Source organism: Teichococcus vastitatis, assembly GCF_003604215.1.
Taxonomy (GTDB): domain Bacteria; phylum Pseudomonadota; class Alphaproteobacteria; order Acetobacterales; family Acetobacteraceae; genus Pseudoroseomonas; species Pseudoroseomonas vastitatis.
Genome location: NZ_QXGS01000007.1, coordinates 104,819 through 120,412, shown reverse-complemented (window position 1 = coordinate 120,412; position 15,594 = coordinate 104,819). Strand labels below are relative to the sequence as shown.

Genomic DNA, 15,594 nt, shown 5'->3' with positions numbered 1-15,594 from the left:
GCATCATCGTGATGCACGACTGAAATTGGCTTATGCAGAAGGGGCGTTGCGTGGGTCAATTCATTTCACGATGATGCCGATGCAATCAGCAGCGCCGGAACCCTCTCATGGCCTCCTCCCCCTCTTTCCGCCCCGTGGGCCATCCCGTGGGCGGCGCCGCCGCCTGGCTCGGTCGCGATCTGCGGAACACAACCGCCTGGCAGCACACGCTGTCCGCCGGGGCGGTCGAGGAACTCGCCGCCGCCCTGGCCGCCGTGCAGGCGCGTGGCCTGACGCCGCCACGGATCACGCGGGAGGATTTCCCGCTGCCCCGCCTCGCTGCCACGCTGGACGGGCTGCTGTCCGAGGCGAGAGATGGCCGCGGCTTCTTTCTGCTGCGCGGCCTGCCGGCGGAGCGCTTCGACGAGGCGGAGCGGGAGATCCTGTTCTGGGGCATCGGCACGCATCTGGGCCGCGCCGTGTCGCAGAACGCGCATGGCCAGTTGCTCGGGCACGTGTTCGACCAGGGCCGCACCCATGCCATGGCGAACACCCGCGGCTACCAGACCAAGGCGGACCTGACCTTCCACACCGATCGCTGCAACCTGGTGGGCCTGCTGTGCCAGCGCGCCGCCATGCAGGGCGGCGAAAGCAGCGTGGTCAGCACCGCCGCCATTCACGACGAGATCCTGCGCCGCCGCCCCGACCTGCTGCCGCTGCTTTATCGCGGCTTCCATTACGGGGAGCGCGAGGCGGCGGACAATCCGCGCGGCGTCTCGGCCGCCCGCATCCCGGTGTTCAGTGAAACGGACGGGGTGGTCAGCTGCCGCTTCATCCGCCGCGCCATCGACCTGGCGGAAACGCGGGGCGTGTCCGTGACGCCGGCCGAGCGGGAGGCGCTCGACCTGATGACGGCGCTGACTGAGGATCCTGACTTCCGGCTCGACATGATGCTGCGGCCCGGCGATATGCAGTTCTGCAACAACTACCGCACCGCGCATGCCCGCACCGCCTTCGAGGACTGGCCGGAAGCCCCGCGCAAGCGGCTGATGGTGCGGCTGTGGCTATCCTTCCGCGAAGCCTGGCCGCTGGCCGAAGATTTCGGCGAGCACGAGGGCATCCCCTATCGCCCCGAGGCCGGCGCGGCGCCGGCCCCTGCCTCCGCCGGGTAGCACCTCCGGCGTCTGGCCCGGACCCCGCAGCCTGTTGTCCGGGCGGAGGCTGGCCGGCGGTGCCGGATTCCGCCATGCTCCCCCCCACAACAAAAAACGTCGGAGGATACCGCCCATGGCCACACGCCGCGGCCTGATTGCCGCCTCGCTCAGCCTGCCGGCCCTGTCGGGCGCCCGTGCCCAGCCCGCCTGGCCGACCCGGCCGGTGCGCATGATCGTGCCCTACCCGCCGGCCGGCTCCACCGATCTGCTGACCCGGCTGATCTGCGAAAGGCTGCAGCAATCGCTGGGCCAGACCTTTGTGGTGGAGAACCGGCCAGGCGCCGGCGGCAATATCGGCATGGACGCGGTCGCGAAATCGGCGCCCGACGGCTACACCTTCGGCGCCGCCACCATCGGCCATTTCGCGATCAACCAGTTCCTGTACCGCGACATGTCCTGGGACATCGACCGCGATTTCCAGCCGGTGTCGCTGACCTGGGAATTCCCCAACGTCGTGGTGGTGGCGACGCAGCACGTGCCCGCCACCACGCTGCAGGATTTCATCGCCTGGGCGCGGCAGAAGCGCGGCCTCGTGTCCTACGGCTCGCCGGGCGTCGGCACCACGCCGCACCTGTCGGGCGAGATCTTCCGCGACCGCCTGAAGCTGGACGCCACGCACGTGCCATTCCGCGGCGCGGCGCAGACCATTCCGGCCATGCTGTCGGGCGACGTGACCTTCGCCATCGACAATCTCGCCTCCTACGTGCCGGTGATCCAGGAAGGGCGCATGCGCGCGCTGGCGGTGACCGGCGCGCAGCGTTGGCCGACCCTGCCGGACGTGCCCACCATGGCCGAGGCGGGGATGGAGGATTTCGTGATCACCTCCTGGGGCGCCTTCGTGGCGCCGGCCGGCACGCCGCGCCCGGTGATCGACCGGATGAACGCGGCGCTGCGCCAGATCGCCTCCGACGAGGCGGTCAAGAGCCGCTTCCTGCAGGCCGGCGGCACGCCGCTCTGGTCCACGCCGGAGGACGCCGCGGCCCGCGGCAAGGCGGAACGCCCGCTCTGGCAGGAAGCGGTGCGCAAATCCGGCGCCCGCGCCGATTGAGGCGGACGGCGCCCTCCTTGCGGGGGCGCCGCCGCCCCGCCATACCGGAACGGTGCCGCACGACCTTTCCTCCGCCGCCGGGCGCCGCGCCGCCTGGATCAACAGCCTGTTCATGGACCACGCCGTGCTGCGCCTCGGCTGGCGCAACTGGGGCGTGGTGGAGAAAGGGCGGCTCTATCGCTCCAACCATCCGAGTCCGCGGCAGATGCGCCTCGCCGTCGAGCGAGAGGGTATCCGCTCCATCATCAATTTGCGCGGCCACCGCGAGGCCTGCGGCTCCGACGCGCTGGGCCGCGCCATGGCGGCGACGCTGGGGCTGCAGCATGTGGACGCGCCGCTGGAATCACGCGGTGCGCCACACAAGGACCGCATCCTGCGGCTGGCCGGCATCTTCCACGACCAGCCGGAGCCGATGCTGATCCATTGCAAATCCGGCGCCGACCGCACCGGCCTCGCCGCCGGGCTGTGGCTGATGCTGCAGGGCCGCCCGGTGGAGGAGGCGATGCGCCAGCTTTCCTGGCGGCATGGCCATGTTTCCTCCTCCAAGACCGGCATCCTGGACGCCTTCTTCCGGGACTATGCCCGCTTCACCCGCGCGCACGGCCCGAAGCCGTTCCTCGACTGGGTGCGGGAGGATTACGACGAGAACGCCCTGCGCAGCGCCTTCCGCAGCCGCGCCTGGGCGGATCGGCTGGTGGATGGCATCCTGCGCCGGGAATAAACCCGAGGGAGCGACGGCATGGCCGACATCCACTTCTATGAACCCGCCAAGGGCCATGGCCTGCCGCATGATCCGTTCAACGCCATGGTCGGGCCCCGCCCGATCGGCTGGATCTCGACGCGCGGCGCCGACGGCTCGCTGAACCTGGCGCCCTACAGCTTCTTCAACGCCTTCAGCTACCACCCGCCAATCGTGGGCTTCTCCTCCACGGGCGAGAAGGACAGCCTGCGCAACGCCCGAGAGACCGGCGAGTTCGGCTGGAGCCTGGCGACGCGCGACCTGGCCGAGGCGATGAACGCCACCTGCGCCCCAGTTCCCTATGGCCGCAGCGAGTTCGAGCTGGCCGGGCTGACCCCGGTGCCGTCGCGCACCATCGCCGTGCCGCGCGTGGCGGAGAGCCCGGTGTCCTTCGAATGCAAGGTCAGCGACATCCTCCAGCTCAAGGGCCATGACGGCCGCCCGGCGCAGGGCTGGCTGGTGATCGGCGAGGTGGTCGGCGTCCACATCGACAAGCGGCTGCTGAAGGATGGCATCTTCGACACCTTCGCCGCCGGGGTGATCCTGCGCGCCGGGGGGCCCTCCGCCTATGCCGCGATCGGGCCGGAGAACCGCTTCGACATGCAGCGGCCGCGCTGAACAGGGCAACTGCATCGCGGGGCGCCGCTTTCATCGGGTGATGACCCGAACAGCGGGACCCCCGCAGAGGTGCGTTGCGTGACATCCCCGAGCCCCACCGTCCAGCCGCCGCGGCCGGACCGGCTGAGCCATTCGCTCCGCCGCAACATCAAGGCGCTGGAGGCACGCCGGCGGCAGCAGGCCGCCCGCGCCACCCTGCAGGACCGGGTGGCCGATGCCATCACCGGCTTCACCGGCAGCATGCGCTTCGTGTACCTGCACCTGGCGCTGTACACTGCCTGGATCCTGGTGAACCTGGGCGTGGTGCCCGGCGTGCCACGCTTCGACCCTTCCTTCGTGGTGCTGGCCATGGTGGCCTCGGTGGAGGCGATCTTTCTGTCCACCTTTGTGCTGATCAGCCAGAACCGCATGGCGGCGGCGGCCGACCAGCGCGCCGACCTGGACCTGCAGATCAGCCTGCTGACCGAGCACGAGCTGACCAAGCTGGCGGAAACTGTGGTGGCCATCGCCGAGCGCCTCGACATCCCTGTCGCCGGCGATCCGGAACTGCGCGAGGTCCAGAAGGACATCGCGCCCGAGGCGGTGCTGGACGCCATCCAGGCGCAGCAGGGGAAAGGCTGACCATTATTCCACCGCGAAGGCCTGGGTGCGCACCATCCGGGCATAGAGCCCGTCGGTGCCCATCAGCTCCGGGTGCCGACCGCTTTCGGTGGCGCGCCCCTCCTCCATCACCACGATGCGGTCGGCCTCCTTCACCGTGGCGAGGCGGTGCGCCACCACCAGGGTGGTGCGGCCGTGGCGCAGCCGTTCCAGCGCGCGGCCGATGGCGGCCTCGTTCTCGGCATCCAGGGCGCTGGTGGCCTCGTCCAGCAACAGCACGCGCGGGTTGCGCAGCAGCGCGCGGGCCAGGGCGATGCGTTGCCGCTGCCCGCCCGACAGGCGCGAGCCGCCCGAGCCCAACACGGTGTCGTAGCCCTGCGGCAGGGCGGAGATGAAGCCGTGGGCGGCGGCGGCGCGGGCGGCGTCCTCCACCTCCTGCCGGGTGGCGCCGGGGCGGCCACAGGCGATGTTGGCCCGCGCCGTGTCGTCGAAGATCACCGCGTCCTGCCCGACATAGGCCATGGCGGCGCGCAGGCTTTCCAGCGACACCTCACGGATATCCGCGCCATCCAGGGTGATGCGGCCGGCGGTCACGTCATAGAGCCGCGGCAGCAGCGCGAGCGCGGTGGATTTGCCGGCACCGGACGGGCCGACCAGGGCCACCGTTTCCCCCGGCTCGGCGGTGAAGCTGAGGCCGGACAGCGCCGCCTGGGTACCCTCGTATTGAAAGCCCACCCCCTCGAAGCGGACCCGGCCCGGTCCCGGCGGCAGGTCGCGCGCGCCGGCCGGGGCGGCGATGGCGGGCTGCCGGTCGATCACCGCGAACACCCGGATCAGGCCGCCGAAGCCCTCCTGCAGGGCCGCGTTGAGCGAGCCGAGCGAGCGCATCGGCCGGGTTGCCATCAGCAGCGCGGTGATGAAGCCGGTGAACTCGCCCACCGTGCCGCGCCCGGTGGACACCTTCCAGCCGACGAAGGCCAGCACCCCGGCCACCGCGACGCCGCCCAGCGCCTCCAGGATCGGGTCCAGCTTCGAGCGGGTCCGGGCAATGCCGGAGAGCGCCCGGCGCAGATCGGCGAAGGCGCCGGCGGCGCGACGCTCCTCCTGTTCCTCCAGCCCGTAGCTGCGCACCACGCGGGCGGCGGAGAAGCTTTCCGTCAGCATCGCCGCCGTTTCCCCCACCCGCTCCTGCATGCCGCCCGAGGCACGGCGGATGCGCTTGCCGAGCCTCGTCACCGGCACCACGGCGATGGGATACAGGAAGGCCAGGATCAGGCTCATGTGCCAGTCCAGCCAGATCATCGAGGCGGCGAGGCCGATCACCGTGAGCCCGTCGGCCAGCGCGTTGATCGCCTTGGTCAGCGCCTCGCGGATCGCCTGGGCGTCCGCGGTGAAGCGAGCGGCGGCGCGGGCCGGTGCTTCCAGCGCCACCTGCGCCAGGTCGGCGCGGGTATAGGCACGGAACAGGTCGTTCTGCAGCCGCTCAATGACGCGCAGCACCACCGCCTGCACCGACACCGCCTGGCCATACTGCGCCGCGGATTTCAGCGCGGTGATGACGATGATCACCGGCGGCACCAGCCAGACGATGCGCTCGTCGCCCGCGGTGAACAGGTCGAAGGCCTGCTGGATCACCACGGGGTAGAGCGCGGTGAAGCCGGCCAGCGCCGCCGTGCAGAGCAGCGCCGCGAGAATGCCGCTGCGATGGTGCCGCACGTAGTGGCGCCACAGCCGGGCGATCAGGGCGCGGGTAGTTTCGGGAGGCGGAAGAACTGCGGCCATGCGCGGCGCATAATGCGGATCGCGCCGGCGGGGAAGCCGGCCCATTCCCCTCGGCAGGGCAGGCTCTCCTCCGTGCGCCACGGCTGGAACAGCAACAGCGAGCTGAGAATGATTATTATTACTCGCTACCTGCAAATAAGTCGCAGAATTTCCCACAACAACGGGATTCGATTTCTTGAAACGCAGTCGCTTACTGTGCGCTATACAGTCACAACCCTTGCCCAGGAGGCGATAACATGTCGTTCGCTGACAGCACCGATGCCGCCTGCACCAAGTGCAAGTTCTTCGACAACCACGCCGCCAAGGCGGGGGGCGATGAGGGGCTTTGCCGCTACAATCCGCCGGTGACCCAGCCGAGCGCCGAGGCCCATGGCCTCTGGCCCGTGGTGTCCTCGTCAGACTGGTGCGGGCATTTCAGCAAGGATGCCGTGACCACCGGCATGGCAGACTGAACCGGCCGCGATCCTGAAAAGGGCGCCATCCCGGCCGGGGTGGCGCCCTTTTTCATGTTCCGCCGCCAGGGTTCAGCGCGCGGCGTTCTCCGCTCCTGCCGGAACGGCACTGAGGCCCGGCATGGCACGGGCGTTGGCCACCAGCGTCACGAGGCCGATCAGCGCCACCGCCGCCACGTAATGGGCCGGGCCCAGCCGATCCACTGCCACGAGGCCGGACACCAGCAGCGGCGTCAGCCCGCCAAAAATGGCGTAGGCCATGTTGTAGCTGAAGGAGACGCCGCTGAAGCGGATCGGCGCAGGAAAGCTGTGGATCATGACGTAAGGCACCACGGCGATGACGCCGATGGTGGCGCCGGCCACCGCATAGAGCGGCACCAGCAGATCGGGTCGCGTGGCCACGCCGGTGTAGAGCCCGTAGGTGGCGGCGATCAGCGCCACGCTGCCGGTGACGCCGACCTTTACGCTGCCGAAGCGGTCCAGCAACGCGCCGACCAGCATGGCGGACACGGTGAGCGCAAAGGTGGCGGCGAGATTGCCGCGCAGCGTCTCGGCCGCGGTGAAGCCGTGCAGTTTCTGCAGCAACGTCGGCGTCATCAGGATCACCACCACGATGGCAGCGGTCAGCATCCAGGTCACCAGCATCGAGACGACCACGCCGCGGCCATGGCCGCGCAGCACCTGCTTGATCGGCAGGTCGCGGGTCAGGCCGGCGCGGCGGCGCATCTCCTCGAACACCGGCGTCTCATGCAGGAAGCGCCGCAGGTACATGGCGAGGAAGCCGAACACGCCGCCCACCAGGAAGGCGATGCGCCAGGCCCAGGCAGAAACCTCGGCGGGGGTGAAGGCGGTGTTGATGGCCGTGGCCATCAGCGAGCCCAGCATGATGCCGCCCGTCAGGCCGCTGGTCAGCATGCCGACGGCGAGGCCGACCCGGTGCGGCGGCACGTGTTCGGAAACAAACACCCAGGCGCCCGGCCCTTCTCCGCCGATCGCTGCGCCCTGCATCATGCGGAAGAGCAGCAGCAGGATGGGCGCGGCATAGCCCAGCGTCTCGTAGGTCGGCGTCAGGCCGATCAGCAGCGTCGGCACCGCCATCAGGAAGATGGAGAAGGTGAACATGCGCTTGCGGCCGAGCTTGTCGCCGAAATGCGCCATGATCAGCCCCCCCAGCGGGCGGGCCAGATAGCCGGCGGCGAAGATGCCGAAAGTCTGGATCTGCTGCAGCCAGTCCGGCATGCCGGGCGGAAAGAACAGGTGGCTGATCGCCGCCGCGAAGAAAACGAAGATGATGAAGTCGTAGAATTCCAGGGCCCCGCCGAGGGAGGCCAGGACCAGCGTGCGCAGATCCTGCCGGGTCAGGCGTTGATGCGGTCGGGATGCGCTGTGCTCGCTCATGCTTCGGGCCAATCCATGCTGCGGGCCCGCACACTGTTCCTTTCGTGTCGGGCAGTCTTGCCGCAACTTTAGGTCTCTGGCCCCGGCGGCAGGAGCATTCATTGGGTGACGCAGCAATGCGGTCAGATCAGGTCTGAGAACGATCCCAAAGCGCCGTTTCAGCTCGTGGCGAAGCGTTTCAGCGCCTCCCGGCAGGATTCGGCCGGGGCGGTGCAGCCGCCGTCCCACCACCAGCGGCGCGTCGCCGCCAGCGCCCTGCCCACCGCCGGGCCGGCCGGCAGGCCCAGGGCCAGCGCGTCGCGCCCCTGCAAAGGAAACACCGGACGCGGCGTGGCGGCGACGCGGCCGCGCAGGCCGGCGCGGTCCCGCCCATCGGCGGCCTCGGCGGCGCGGGCGGCATCCCGCGCGGCTTCAGGCGGAACATCGGCCAGCCAGCGGCGCAGATCCGCGCCCGCCAGGTCAGGATCGGGCGGCGGGGTGGACAGGAGGCCGCGCAACCGCCGGGCTTCCTCGCCCGACAGGCGCAGCCGCCGCGCCACCGCCTCCGCATCCCCCGCCGGCTGCGAGCCGCCGGCGCCGAGCAGGACCGCGAAGCGCAGCAGCGGATCGGCCTCGCCCAGGCGCGCCAGGGGCGGCAGGCTCCGCGCCTCGGGCAGCACCGCGCCGAGCACGCCCGTCTCCCGCATCAGCGCCAGGGACGGCACCGGGTCGGGTGCCTCCAGCAGCCGTTTCAACTCCATCCAGACGCGTTCGGCGGAAAGCCGCGCGAGGCCCGGCACCGCGGCACGGATCGCCGCCATGGCCGCCGCATCGGGTTCGCCGCGGCCGTAGCGCGCCTGGAAGCGGAAGAAACGCAGCAGCCGCAGGTAGTCCTCGGCCAGCCGGGTCGCGGCATCCCCGACGAAGCGGACACGCCCGGCGGCCAGATCGGCGCGGCCGCCAAAGTAATCCCAGAGCCGCCCTTCGGCATCGAGGGACAAGGCATTAATGGTGAAATCGCGGCGGGCGGCATCCTCGCGCCAGTTCTCGGTCCAGGAGACGGTGGCGTGGCGGCCATCCGTGGCCAGGTCGCGGCGCAGACTGGTGACCTCCACCGGCTCGTGGTCGAGCACGGCGGTGACGGTGCCGTGCTGCAATCCGGTCTCGAACACCTTGAGGCCGGCCGCGCGCAGGCGGGCGGCGACGGCCTCGGGCGGCAACGGCGCGGCGACGTCGACGTCATGCACCGGCCGGCCAGCCAGCGCGTCCCGCACGGCGCCACCCACCGCCCGGCTGTTCGGCAGCGCCGCCAGCACGGCGGCCGGGGCGCCGGCGCGCAGCCAGGCGGGAGGATCGATGCGGGCGGCGGGCGGATCGGGCTCGAGGCTCATGGGCGGCGGCAAGCCAGCATGGGCGACGGCGCGACGCAACCACGCATCCAAACTGCGGCTGCGACGTTTGCCGGACATGCCGCCCGGAAGCCTGAGCGGCACTAAAGAACAGGAGAGATTCCGATGGACGAGAACCGCGTCACCGGCGCCGCGCGCGAAGGCCTTGGCAAGGCGCAGGAGGCCGCAGGCGTCCTGACCGACAATGACGACTACCGCGCCCGCGGCATGTACAACCAGGGCGCCGGCACGGCCGAGAACGTGGTCGGCCAGCTTTGCGACAACGTCCGGGAGCAGCCGCTGACCTCGCTCGCGATCGCGGCCGGCATCGGCTACATCCTGGGCCGCCTGCGCATCCTGTGAGGCTGTCAGGCGGGGCTGAGGCAGGCCCCGCCCCTGGATTTCGCGCGGCCGATCCTTACCTGCAATTCATCCGGAACCAGGCAGGAACCGCCACATGCGACCCTTCCCTCGCCGCCGCCGCGCCGGCTTCCTGGCCGCGGCGCTTGTTCTCGTCGCCTCCGGCGCCGCCGCCCATCACGGGTGGTCCTGGGCCGAGGCGGACCAAGTCGAACTGACCGGCACGATTCGCGAAGTGTATATCGGCCAGCCGCATCCGAGGCTGCAGGTCGAGGCGCAGGACGGCTTCTGGACCGTGGAGCTGGGCAACCCCTCGCAAACCCGCCGCGCCGGCTTCACCGAGGATTCCGCCAAGGCTGGGGATCCGGTGACGGCGCTGGGCAACCGCTCGCGCGACGCGGGCGAGAAGCGGATCAAGGCCGTCCGCATTTCCGTGCGCGGGCAGCGCTACGACATCTATCCCGACCGCATCCGCGGCGGCTGACGCCCTGTGTGGCAGGCACTGGCCGAGTGGCCGGTGGCGGCGCTGATCCGACGCTCCGCCATCGCCTATCCGTTGGTCAACGCCGCGCACATCCTGGGCCTCGGCATGCTGTTCGGCGCCATCGCGACGCTGGACCTGCGGATGCTGGGGATGTTCCGGGCGCAGCCGGTATCGCTTCTGGCGCCGCCGCTCCGGCGCATGGCGGCCGGCGGGCTGACGCTGGCGGCGGTGACCGGCTTCCTGTTGTTCAGCACGCGCCCGCAGGCCTATCTCGGCAATCCGGCTTTCTTGCTGAAGCTGGGCCTGGTGGCACTGGGCGCGCTGAACGCCCTGGCGCTGCACCGGGCCGCCGCGTGGCGGACCGCTATGGCCGGCGGCGCGGTCGACATGCGGCTGAAGGTCGCAGCCGTCCTGTCGCTGGCCTGCTGGGTGGGCGCCGTGCTGGCCGGCCGGTGGATTGGCTTCCTGCAGTAGCCGTTCAGAACAGCGACAATTGTTGCCGCGTTCCGGCCTCCGCCGGCACGGAGAACTGGCCGCAATCCAGCGCCACCTGCCCCCAGCGCTCGAAGCCGAGACGCCGCGCGGCCACGCGGAACCGGTTGGCCAGCACCTCGGCATAGGCACCGCTGCCGGTCATCCGCTGGGCGAAATCGCCATCATAAAGCTTGCCGCCGCGGGTCTGCCGCACCAGCGCCAGCACTCGCTGAGCCCGGTCCGGCATGTGCGTGCGGAGCCAGGCCTCGAACAGCCCGGCGATTTCCAGCGGAAGGCGCAGCAGCACGTAGCCGGCCCGGGTGGCGCCGGCGCTGGCGGCGCGCTCCAGGATGCGCTCCAGCTCCATGTCGTTGACGGCCGGGATCATCGGCGCGGCCAACACGGCGGTGGGCACGCCGGCGGCGGTCAGGTCGCGCACCGCCTGCAACCGCCGCTCGGGCGAGGCGGCGCGCGGCTCCAGGATGCGGGCCAGCTTCGGGTCCAGCGTGGTGATGGACAAGCAGACGCGGATGAGGTTGCGTGCCGCCATGCGCCGTAGAATATCGAGATCGCGCAGCACGCCGGCCGATTTGGTGACGATGGTGGCGGGATGGCCGAAACGCTCCAGCACCTCCAGCACGGCGCGGGTCAGCTTCAGCTGGCGTTCCACCGGCTGGTAGGGATCGGTGTTGGAGCCGATGGCGATGGGCCGCACCTCGTAACCGGGCTTGCGCAGTTCCTTCTCCAGCAGCGCCGCCGCTTCCGGCTTGAACATGAGCTGGGTTTCGAAATCGAGCCCCGGCGACAGGCCAAGATAGGCGTGGCTGGGCCGGGCATAGCAGTAGATGCAGCCATGCTCGCAGCCGCGATACGGGTTCACCGCGCGGTCGAAGCCAATGTCGGGGGATTTGTTCCAGGCGATGATGCTGCGCGCCGAATCCCGCGTCAGGGTGGTGGGCAGCGGCGGCAGGGCTGCGAAGCTGTCTTCCAGCGTCTGCCAGCCATCATCGAAGGCCTCGGCCGAGAGGCGGTCGAAGCGCACCGGGGGATTGGTTGTGGCGCCACGACCCTTGCGTGCGCCTTCCAACAGGGCGCAGGCGGTGGTGCTCAGGCTTCCATCCGGCATCGCTGTTCCCCCTTCGTTCAGGAGGACACTGCCGGGATCGACGGCTTCAAGTCAAGAACAGAGAAAGAACACCCAAGCTCAGGCCGCGACGGCCCGCGCTTGAAACGGACAGCCGCCGCCTTTGCGGCGCCGGCGCGCCTCGGCGGCATAGCGGCCGGGGCGATGTTCATGCTCCTGGTTCGGCACCACGATGTTGCGGTGATAATCGCTCCAATCAGCCGCGCTCAGTCCATCCAGCGAATCGGTGTGGGCGGCGCCGGACAGCACCGCGTCGGAATAGGCGATCTGCGGCACCGGCTGCGCCTGCAGCAACGGCTCGGCCCGGCGGAACCCAATCGGCAGGCCAGTGCGGGTCAGCCGGATATTGGTGAACAGCGGGCCGAACCAGTGATCGGCCTCCACCAGCCCTTCATAGGGCTCATAGGCCGGATGACGCGGCACATTGGCCAGGGGCCGCAGCAACAGGCTCCAGCCCGGCGCGGTGCGCGCGGCAAGGCCGGTCCACATCTGCACCACGCCCGGCTCCTGCAACGCCGTCAGGAAGGGCGGTGCGTAGCCGCGCACATTCTCCGGCGCGGCGCCGTCGAAGCGCGCGGCGAAATGCGGAAACTGCGCGGCGCCCAGCGGCATCCAGTTCTCCAGCCCCTCGCAATGCCACCAGATTTGCGCGCCATCCCAGAACAATTCGAAATCCATCGGTGCGTGAAGGTGCCAGCCATAGCCGGCGGCGCTCGCCACCGCGTCGCAATGCCGCATGGCACGGATCGGCAGGCTGCCCAGCCCGGCGCGGTCGGCCCGCACCGGTAACGGCGCGGTGTCGATCATGCGGTGAAAGGTGACGCAGGGGACAGCATTGGCCATGCGGGCGGTCCGAGCTGGAGGAAGCGGAAAGGCCGGGGTCGGCTGACCCCGGCCCTGGCACTCAGAAGCGGCGCATGCCGGCGCCGAAGCGGACGCGATCGGCATCCGTCACTGACGCCACCGGCAGCACCGCCACGGCTGGCAACGGAACCGGGGCGCCGCGCGGAACCGCTGGCACAGCGCCGGGCGGCACCGCCGGGCGCAGAGCGGGGGCCCGCATGCCGGCGCCGAAGCGCACCCGGCCTGGATCGGTGACGGCATCCTGCACCAGGCCCTCACGGGCGATGTTGGGGAACAGCATGGAAGCAACTCCGCGAAAGAACGCGGCCAAAGCACGATGCCCCGGCATCCTGGGCAGGATCCGGGGCATCTCGTGGCGCGCGGCGTTAGGGATATGGCCAGGGCACGGCTCCGCCCTTGGCCGAGCGGCTTTTAATCCTATTCTTGATGAATGCAAGGACTTTTTTCTTTCGACTAATGTTTCGGCAGGACGCTGGATTTAACGCAGCGTTGACGATGTCGGATCCGCGTTCACGCGAAAAGCGAATGATGCGCCGCTAAGCTGCAGCAACAGATTGGAAACCACAGTGAGACCGCCTGATGATGACCAGCACCCTGCAGAACCCGGCGCAGTCCCGCCAAGGGATGGACGGTTTGATGCAGGTCTATGCCGCGGCGCGGCGCCTGATGCTGCATCGCGAACGCGCCCGGGCCTTGCAGGCGCGGCTGGACCGGGCGCCGGACGATCTCGCCGAGGCGATCGACCGGGACTTCATCGAGTTCGACCTGATGCGCGCCGAACGCCGCCTGCGGGACGCGCTGCGCGCCGCCGAGCCGCTGCTCGGCAACGGTAACCTGCTGCTCGACGATGACCAGGATTGATGACGTTCGCCCCTGCCGCTTCGGCAGGTGACAGCGGCGTTGCATGAGCTAGGCTTGCTGCATGGTCGGAATGCAGTGGGTCGAGGTCGGGCCGGGGAAAATTCCCGGGCCCGAGGCACCGTGGGCGGAGGTTCCGCCCACGGGTCCGCTTCTTCGCCTGGGGCTGATCGGCCCGATGGAGGCCTGGGCGCTGTCGAGCCAGCCGGTGCTGCCGCGCTCGCGCAAGGCACGCGGCCTACTGGCGGTGCTGGCCCTGTCGCTCGGCCGGCCGGTGCCGCGCAGCGTTCTCGCCGATCTGCTCTGGTCGCGGCGGGGCGCCGAGCAGCAGCGCGGCTCGCTGCGCCAGGCGCTGCATGAATTGCAGGCAACACTGGCCCCCGCGGCGGCACCGGCGGGCGCACCGCTGCTGCAGGCGGGCCGGGACAGCCTGCTGCTGCAGGCCGGCCCGATCTGGGTGGACGCGGCGGCGGTGCGCCGCCCCGATGCTTCCGCCGCGGCGCTGGACCTGTTGTGCGCGCCCCTGCTGCCCGACCTCGAGGATCTGGACCCGGCCTTTGATGCCTGGCTGGCGGAACAGCGCGACGCCCTGCGCGACGCCGCCGCGGGCCGGGCCGCCGCGCTGCTGGACGCGGCCACAACCCCCGATACGGCGCTGGACGCGGCGGAGCGGCTGCTGCGGATCGATCCGGCGCGCGAGGCCGGCTGGCGCGCGCTGATCCGGCTGCGGCTCGACCGCGGCGACCGCGCCGGCGCCTATGCGGCCTACCAGGCCTGCCGCGACCTGATGAGCCGGCGCTTCGGCATCGCGCCCTCCGCCGAAACGGAAGCGCTGGCCGAGGCGCTGCGCAGCGAGGCCGCGCCACAGGCGCTTTCCACCCCCGCCCCGCCCCGGCCCGCGCAGCGCGGCACCCGCCTCGGCATCGTGTCCCTGGTGCCGCTGGGAGAGGGCGTGGCGCCGCATCTCGGCACCGGCCTGGCCGAGGAAACCGGCGCCGCCCTGGCCCGCTTCCGCTGGATGTTTGTGGCCGACACCACCTCGCTGGCCGGACTGGCCGAGCGCGACGGGGTGGAGGCGGCGGCGCGTGCCCTGCGCCTCGACTACCTGCTGAGCGGCACCGTGCAGCGCGGCGGCGACACGCTGCGGATCACGCTGCGGCTGGCGGATCTGCGCGAAGCCGGCGAACTGGTCTGGAGCCAGCGCTTCGATCGCCCGGCCGGCGACCTGCTGGCCCTGCAGGACGAGATCGCCGCCGCCGTGGTGGCGCGCATCGATCCCGAGATCCTGTTGATCGAGGCGCATCGCGCTGTGGCCCGCCCGGCGCAGAGCGGCGCCTACGACCTGCTGCTGCGCGCCATTCCGGCGATCCACCGCCTCGACCGCGGCAGCTTCCTGCAGGCCGGGCGGTGGCTGGCCGAGGCGACGGCGCTGGAGCCCGACTACGCCCAGGCGCATGCCTGGCACGCCTATTGGCACCTGTTCCTGGTGGGCCAGGGCTGGGCAACGGACGAGGCGGACAGCACGCGGGAGGCAGAGCGGCTGGCCCGCCATGCCAGCGCGCTGGACCCGCTGGATGCCCAGGCCCTTACCGTACACGGCCATGTGCGCGCCTTTCTGCACCATGAGGTGGAGGTGGCGGCGGCGCTGCATGCCCGTGCCCTGGCGCTGAACCCGAATCTGGCCATGGCATGGGTGTTCTCCGGCATGGCGGAGAGCTATCGTGGGAGGCACGAAGCGGCGCTGGCGCAACTCGACCGCTATGCCGCGCTGTCGCCATGCCACCCGCACGCCTTCTTCTTCGACGCGGCGCGCGGCATCCCGCTGCTGTCGCTGCGCCGGCACGAGGCCGCGGCGGCGGTGGGCCGCGCCAGCACGGCGCTGCGGCCGCAATTCAGTTATCCGTACAAGACCTATCTGTCCGCCCTCGGCCATCTCGGCGAAGCCGCGGAAGCCGCGGCGGTGCGGAGCCGGCTGCTGGCGGTGGAGCCGGATTTCAACATCGCCAAGGCGCTGCGCCGGACGCCGCTGCGGCTGGACGCCGACCGGGCGCATTATGCCGAAGGGCTGCGCCTGGCCGGGCTCGGCTGAACCGCGCCGTCCTCCGCTCCGGGTCGGCTCGCGACGCTCCAGGATGGCGCCGCTCAGCGCACCGGTGCCGCAGCCAACGTCGAGCCATCGCGCCCCAGCCGCGATGCCGAGCCGCGCCACGACC

General features: G+C 70.7%; 17 protein-coding genes. 11 read left to right on the top strand and 6 right to left on the bottom strand.

Annotated features, from left to right (window positions below):
* Nucleotides 1–107: 107 nt before the first annotated feature.
* From D2K64_RS12000 to D2K64_RS11980, 5 genes are all read left to right on the top strand, one after another.
* On the top strand, nucleotides 108–1,151 hold the full coding sequence (locus D2K64_RS12000; protein ID WP_120008598.1) for a TauD/TfdA family dioxygenase: 1,044 nt from the start codon (nucleotides 108–110) through the stop codon (nucleotides 1,149–1,151).
* Nucleotides 1,152–1,266: 115 nt separating this feature from the next.
* Nucleotides 1,267–2,241 (top strand): Bug family tripartite tricarboxylate transporter substrate binding protein, encoded by a 975-nt coding sequence (locus D2K64_RS11995; protein ID WP_120008597.1) that lies wholly within the window; start codon nucleotides 1,267–1,269, stop codon nucleotides 2,239–2,241.
* Nucleotides 2,242–2,293: 52 nt separating this feature from the next.
* The gene (locus D2K64_RS11990; protein ID WP_238384152.1) at nucleotides 2,294–2,962 is read left to right on the top strand and encodes a dual specificity protein phosphatase family protein; all 669 of its coding nucleotides are present in this window, start codon (nucleotides 2,294–2,296) and stop codon (nucleotides 2,960–2,962) included.
* Between the two features lie 18 nt (nucleotides 2,963–2,980).
* Complete coding sequence (locus tag D2K64_RS11985; RefSeq protein ID WP_120008596.1) at nucleotides 2,981–3,598, top strand: flavin reductase family protein; 618 nt, start codon at nucleotides 2,981–2,983, stop codon at nucleotides 3,596–3,598.
* A gap of 78 nt (nucleotides 3,599–3,676) precedes the next feature.
* Nucleotides 3,677–4,219: a DUF1003 domain-containing protein gene (locus tag D2K64_RS11980; RefSeq protein ID WP_120008595.1), complete on the top strand. Its 543-nt coding sequence runs from the start codon at nucleotides 3,677–3,679 to the stop codon at nucleotides 4,217–4,219.
* A 3-nt stretch (nucleotides 4,220–4,222) separates the two neighbouring features.
* On the opposite strand, the gene D2K64_RS11975 is transcribed toward D2K64_RS11980, so the two are convergent.
* Entirely contained in the window at nucleotides 4,223–5,980 is a 1,758-nt protein-coding gene (locus D2K64_RS11975; RefSeq protein WP_120008644.1) for an ABC transporter ATP-binding protein, read from the bottom strand.
* A gap of 236 nt (nucleotides 5,981–6,216) precedes the next feature.
* Between D2K64_RS11975 and D2K64_RS11970 the strand changes: the two genes are divergently transcribed.
* Entirely contained in the window at nucleotides 6,217–6,432 is a 216-nt protein-coding gene (locus D2K64_RS11970) for a hypothetical protein (protein WP_120008594.1), read from the top strand.
* Between the two features lie 72 nt (nucleotides 6,433–6,504).
* Here the strand turns inward: D2K64_RS11970 and D2K64_RS11965 are convergent, their stop codons facing one another.
* On the bottom strand, nucleotides 6,505–7,830 hold the full coding sequence (locus tag D2K64_RS11965) for an MFS transporter (protein ID WP_120008593.1): 1,326 nt from the start codon (nucleotides 7,828–7,830) through the stop codon (nucleotides 6,505–6,507).
* A gap of 158 nt (nucleotides 7,831–7,988) precedes the next feature.
* A complete protein-coding gene (locus D2K64_RS11960) occupies nucleotides 7,989–9,200 on the bottom strand; it encodes a CCA tRNA nucleotidyltransferase (RefSeq protein ID WP_120008643.1) in 1,212 nt (403 codons plus the stop codon).
* 123 nt (nucleotides 9,201–9,323) lie between these two features.
* Between D2K64_RS11960 and D2K64_RS11955 the strand changes: the two genes are divergently transcribed.
* From D2K64_RS11955 to D2K64_RS11945, 3 genes are all read left to right on the top strand, one after another.
* A complete protein-coding gene (locus D2K64_RS11955) occupies nucleotides 9,324–9,560 on the top strand; it encodes a CsbD family protein (protein ID WP_120008592.1) in 237 nt (78 codons plus the stop codon).
* Between the two features lie 94 nt (nucleotides 9,561–9,654).
* Nucleotides 9,655–10,041 carry a DUF6152 family protein gene (locus tag D2K64_RS11950; protein ID WP_120008591.1) on the top strand — a complete coding sequence of 129 codons (387 nt, stop codon included), beginning with the start codon at nucleotides 9,655–9,657 and terminating at the stop codon, nucleotides 10,039–10,041.
* A 6-nt stretch (nucleotides 10,042–10,047) separates the two neighbouring features.
* Nucleotides 10,048–10,515 (top strand): DUF2214 domain-containing protein, encoded by a 468-nt coding sequence (locus tag D2K64_RS11945; RefSeq protein WP_120008590.1) that lies wholly within the window; start codon nucleotides 10,048–10,050, stop codon nucleotides 10,513–10,515.
* 4 nt (nucleotides 10,516–10,519) lie between these two features.
* Here the strand turns inward: D2K64_RS11945 and D2K64_RS11940 are convergent, their stop codons facing one another.
* The 3 genes from D2K64_RS11940 to D2K64_RS11930 all read right to left on the bottom strand — a co-directional run bounded on the left by D2K64_RS11940 (nucleotide 10,520) and on the right by D2K64_RS11930 (nucleotide 12,803).
* Nucleotides 10,520–11,641, bottom strand: a complete 1,122-nt coding sequence (locus D2K64_RS11940; RefSeq protein WP_120008589.1) for a PA0069 family radical SAM protein — start codon at nucleotides 11,639–11,641, stop codon at nucleotides 10,520–10,522.
* Between the two features lie 78 nt (nucleotides 11,642–11,719).
* Nucleotides 11,720–12,502: a DUF6065 family protein gene (locus tag D2K64_RS11935; RefSeq protein ID WP_120008588.1), complete on the bottom strand. Its 783-nt coding sequence runs from the start codon at nucleotides 12,500–12,502 to the stop codon at nucleotides 11,720–11,722.
* Nucleotides 12,503–12,563: 61 nt separating this feature from the next.
* A complete protein-coding gene (locus tag D2K64_RS11930) occupies nucleotides 12,564–12,803 on the bottom strand; it encodes a hypothetical protein (protein ID WP_120008587.1) in 240 nt (79 codons plus the stop codon).
* Nucleotides 12,804–13,102: 299 nt separating this feature from the next.
* Between D2K64_RS11930 and D2K64_RS11925 the strand changes: the two genes are divergently transcribed.
* Together D2K64_RS11925 and D2K64_RS11920 are read left to right on the top strand one after the other, a co-directional pair.
* Nucleotides 13,103–13,384 (top strand): hypothetical protein, encoded by a 282-nt coding sequence (locus D2K64_RS11925; RefSeq protein ID WP_120008586.1) that lies wholly within the window; start codon nucleotides 13,103–13,105, stop codon nucleotides 13,382–13,384.
* A gap of 61 nt (nucleotides 13,385–13,445) precedes the next feature.
* Nucleotides 13,446–15,470, top strand: a complete 2,025-nt coding sequence (locus tag D2K64_RS11920; RefSeq protein WP_157985822.1) for a BTAD domain-containing putative transcriptional regulator — start codon at nucleotides 13,446–13,448, stop codon at nucleotides 15,468–15,470.
* Nucleotides 15,471–15,594 lie beyond the last annotated feature (124 nt).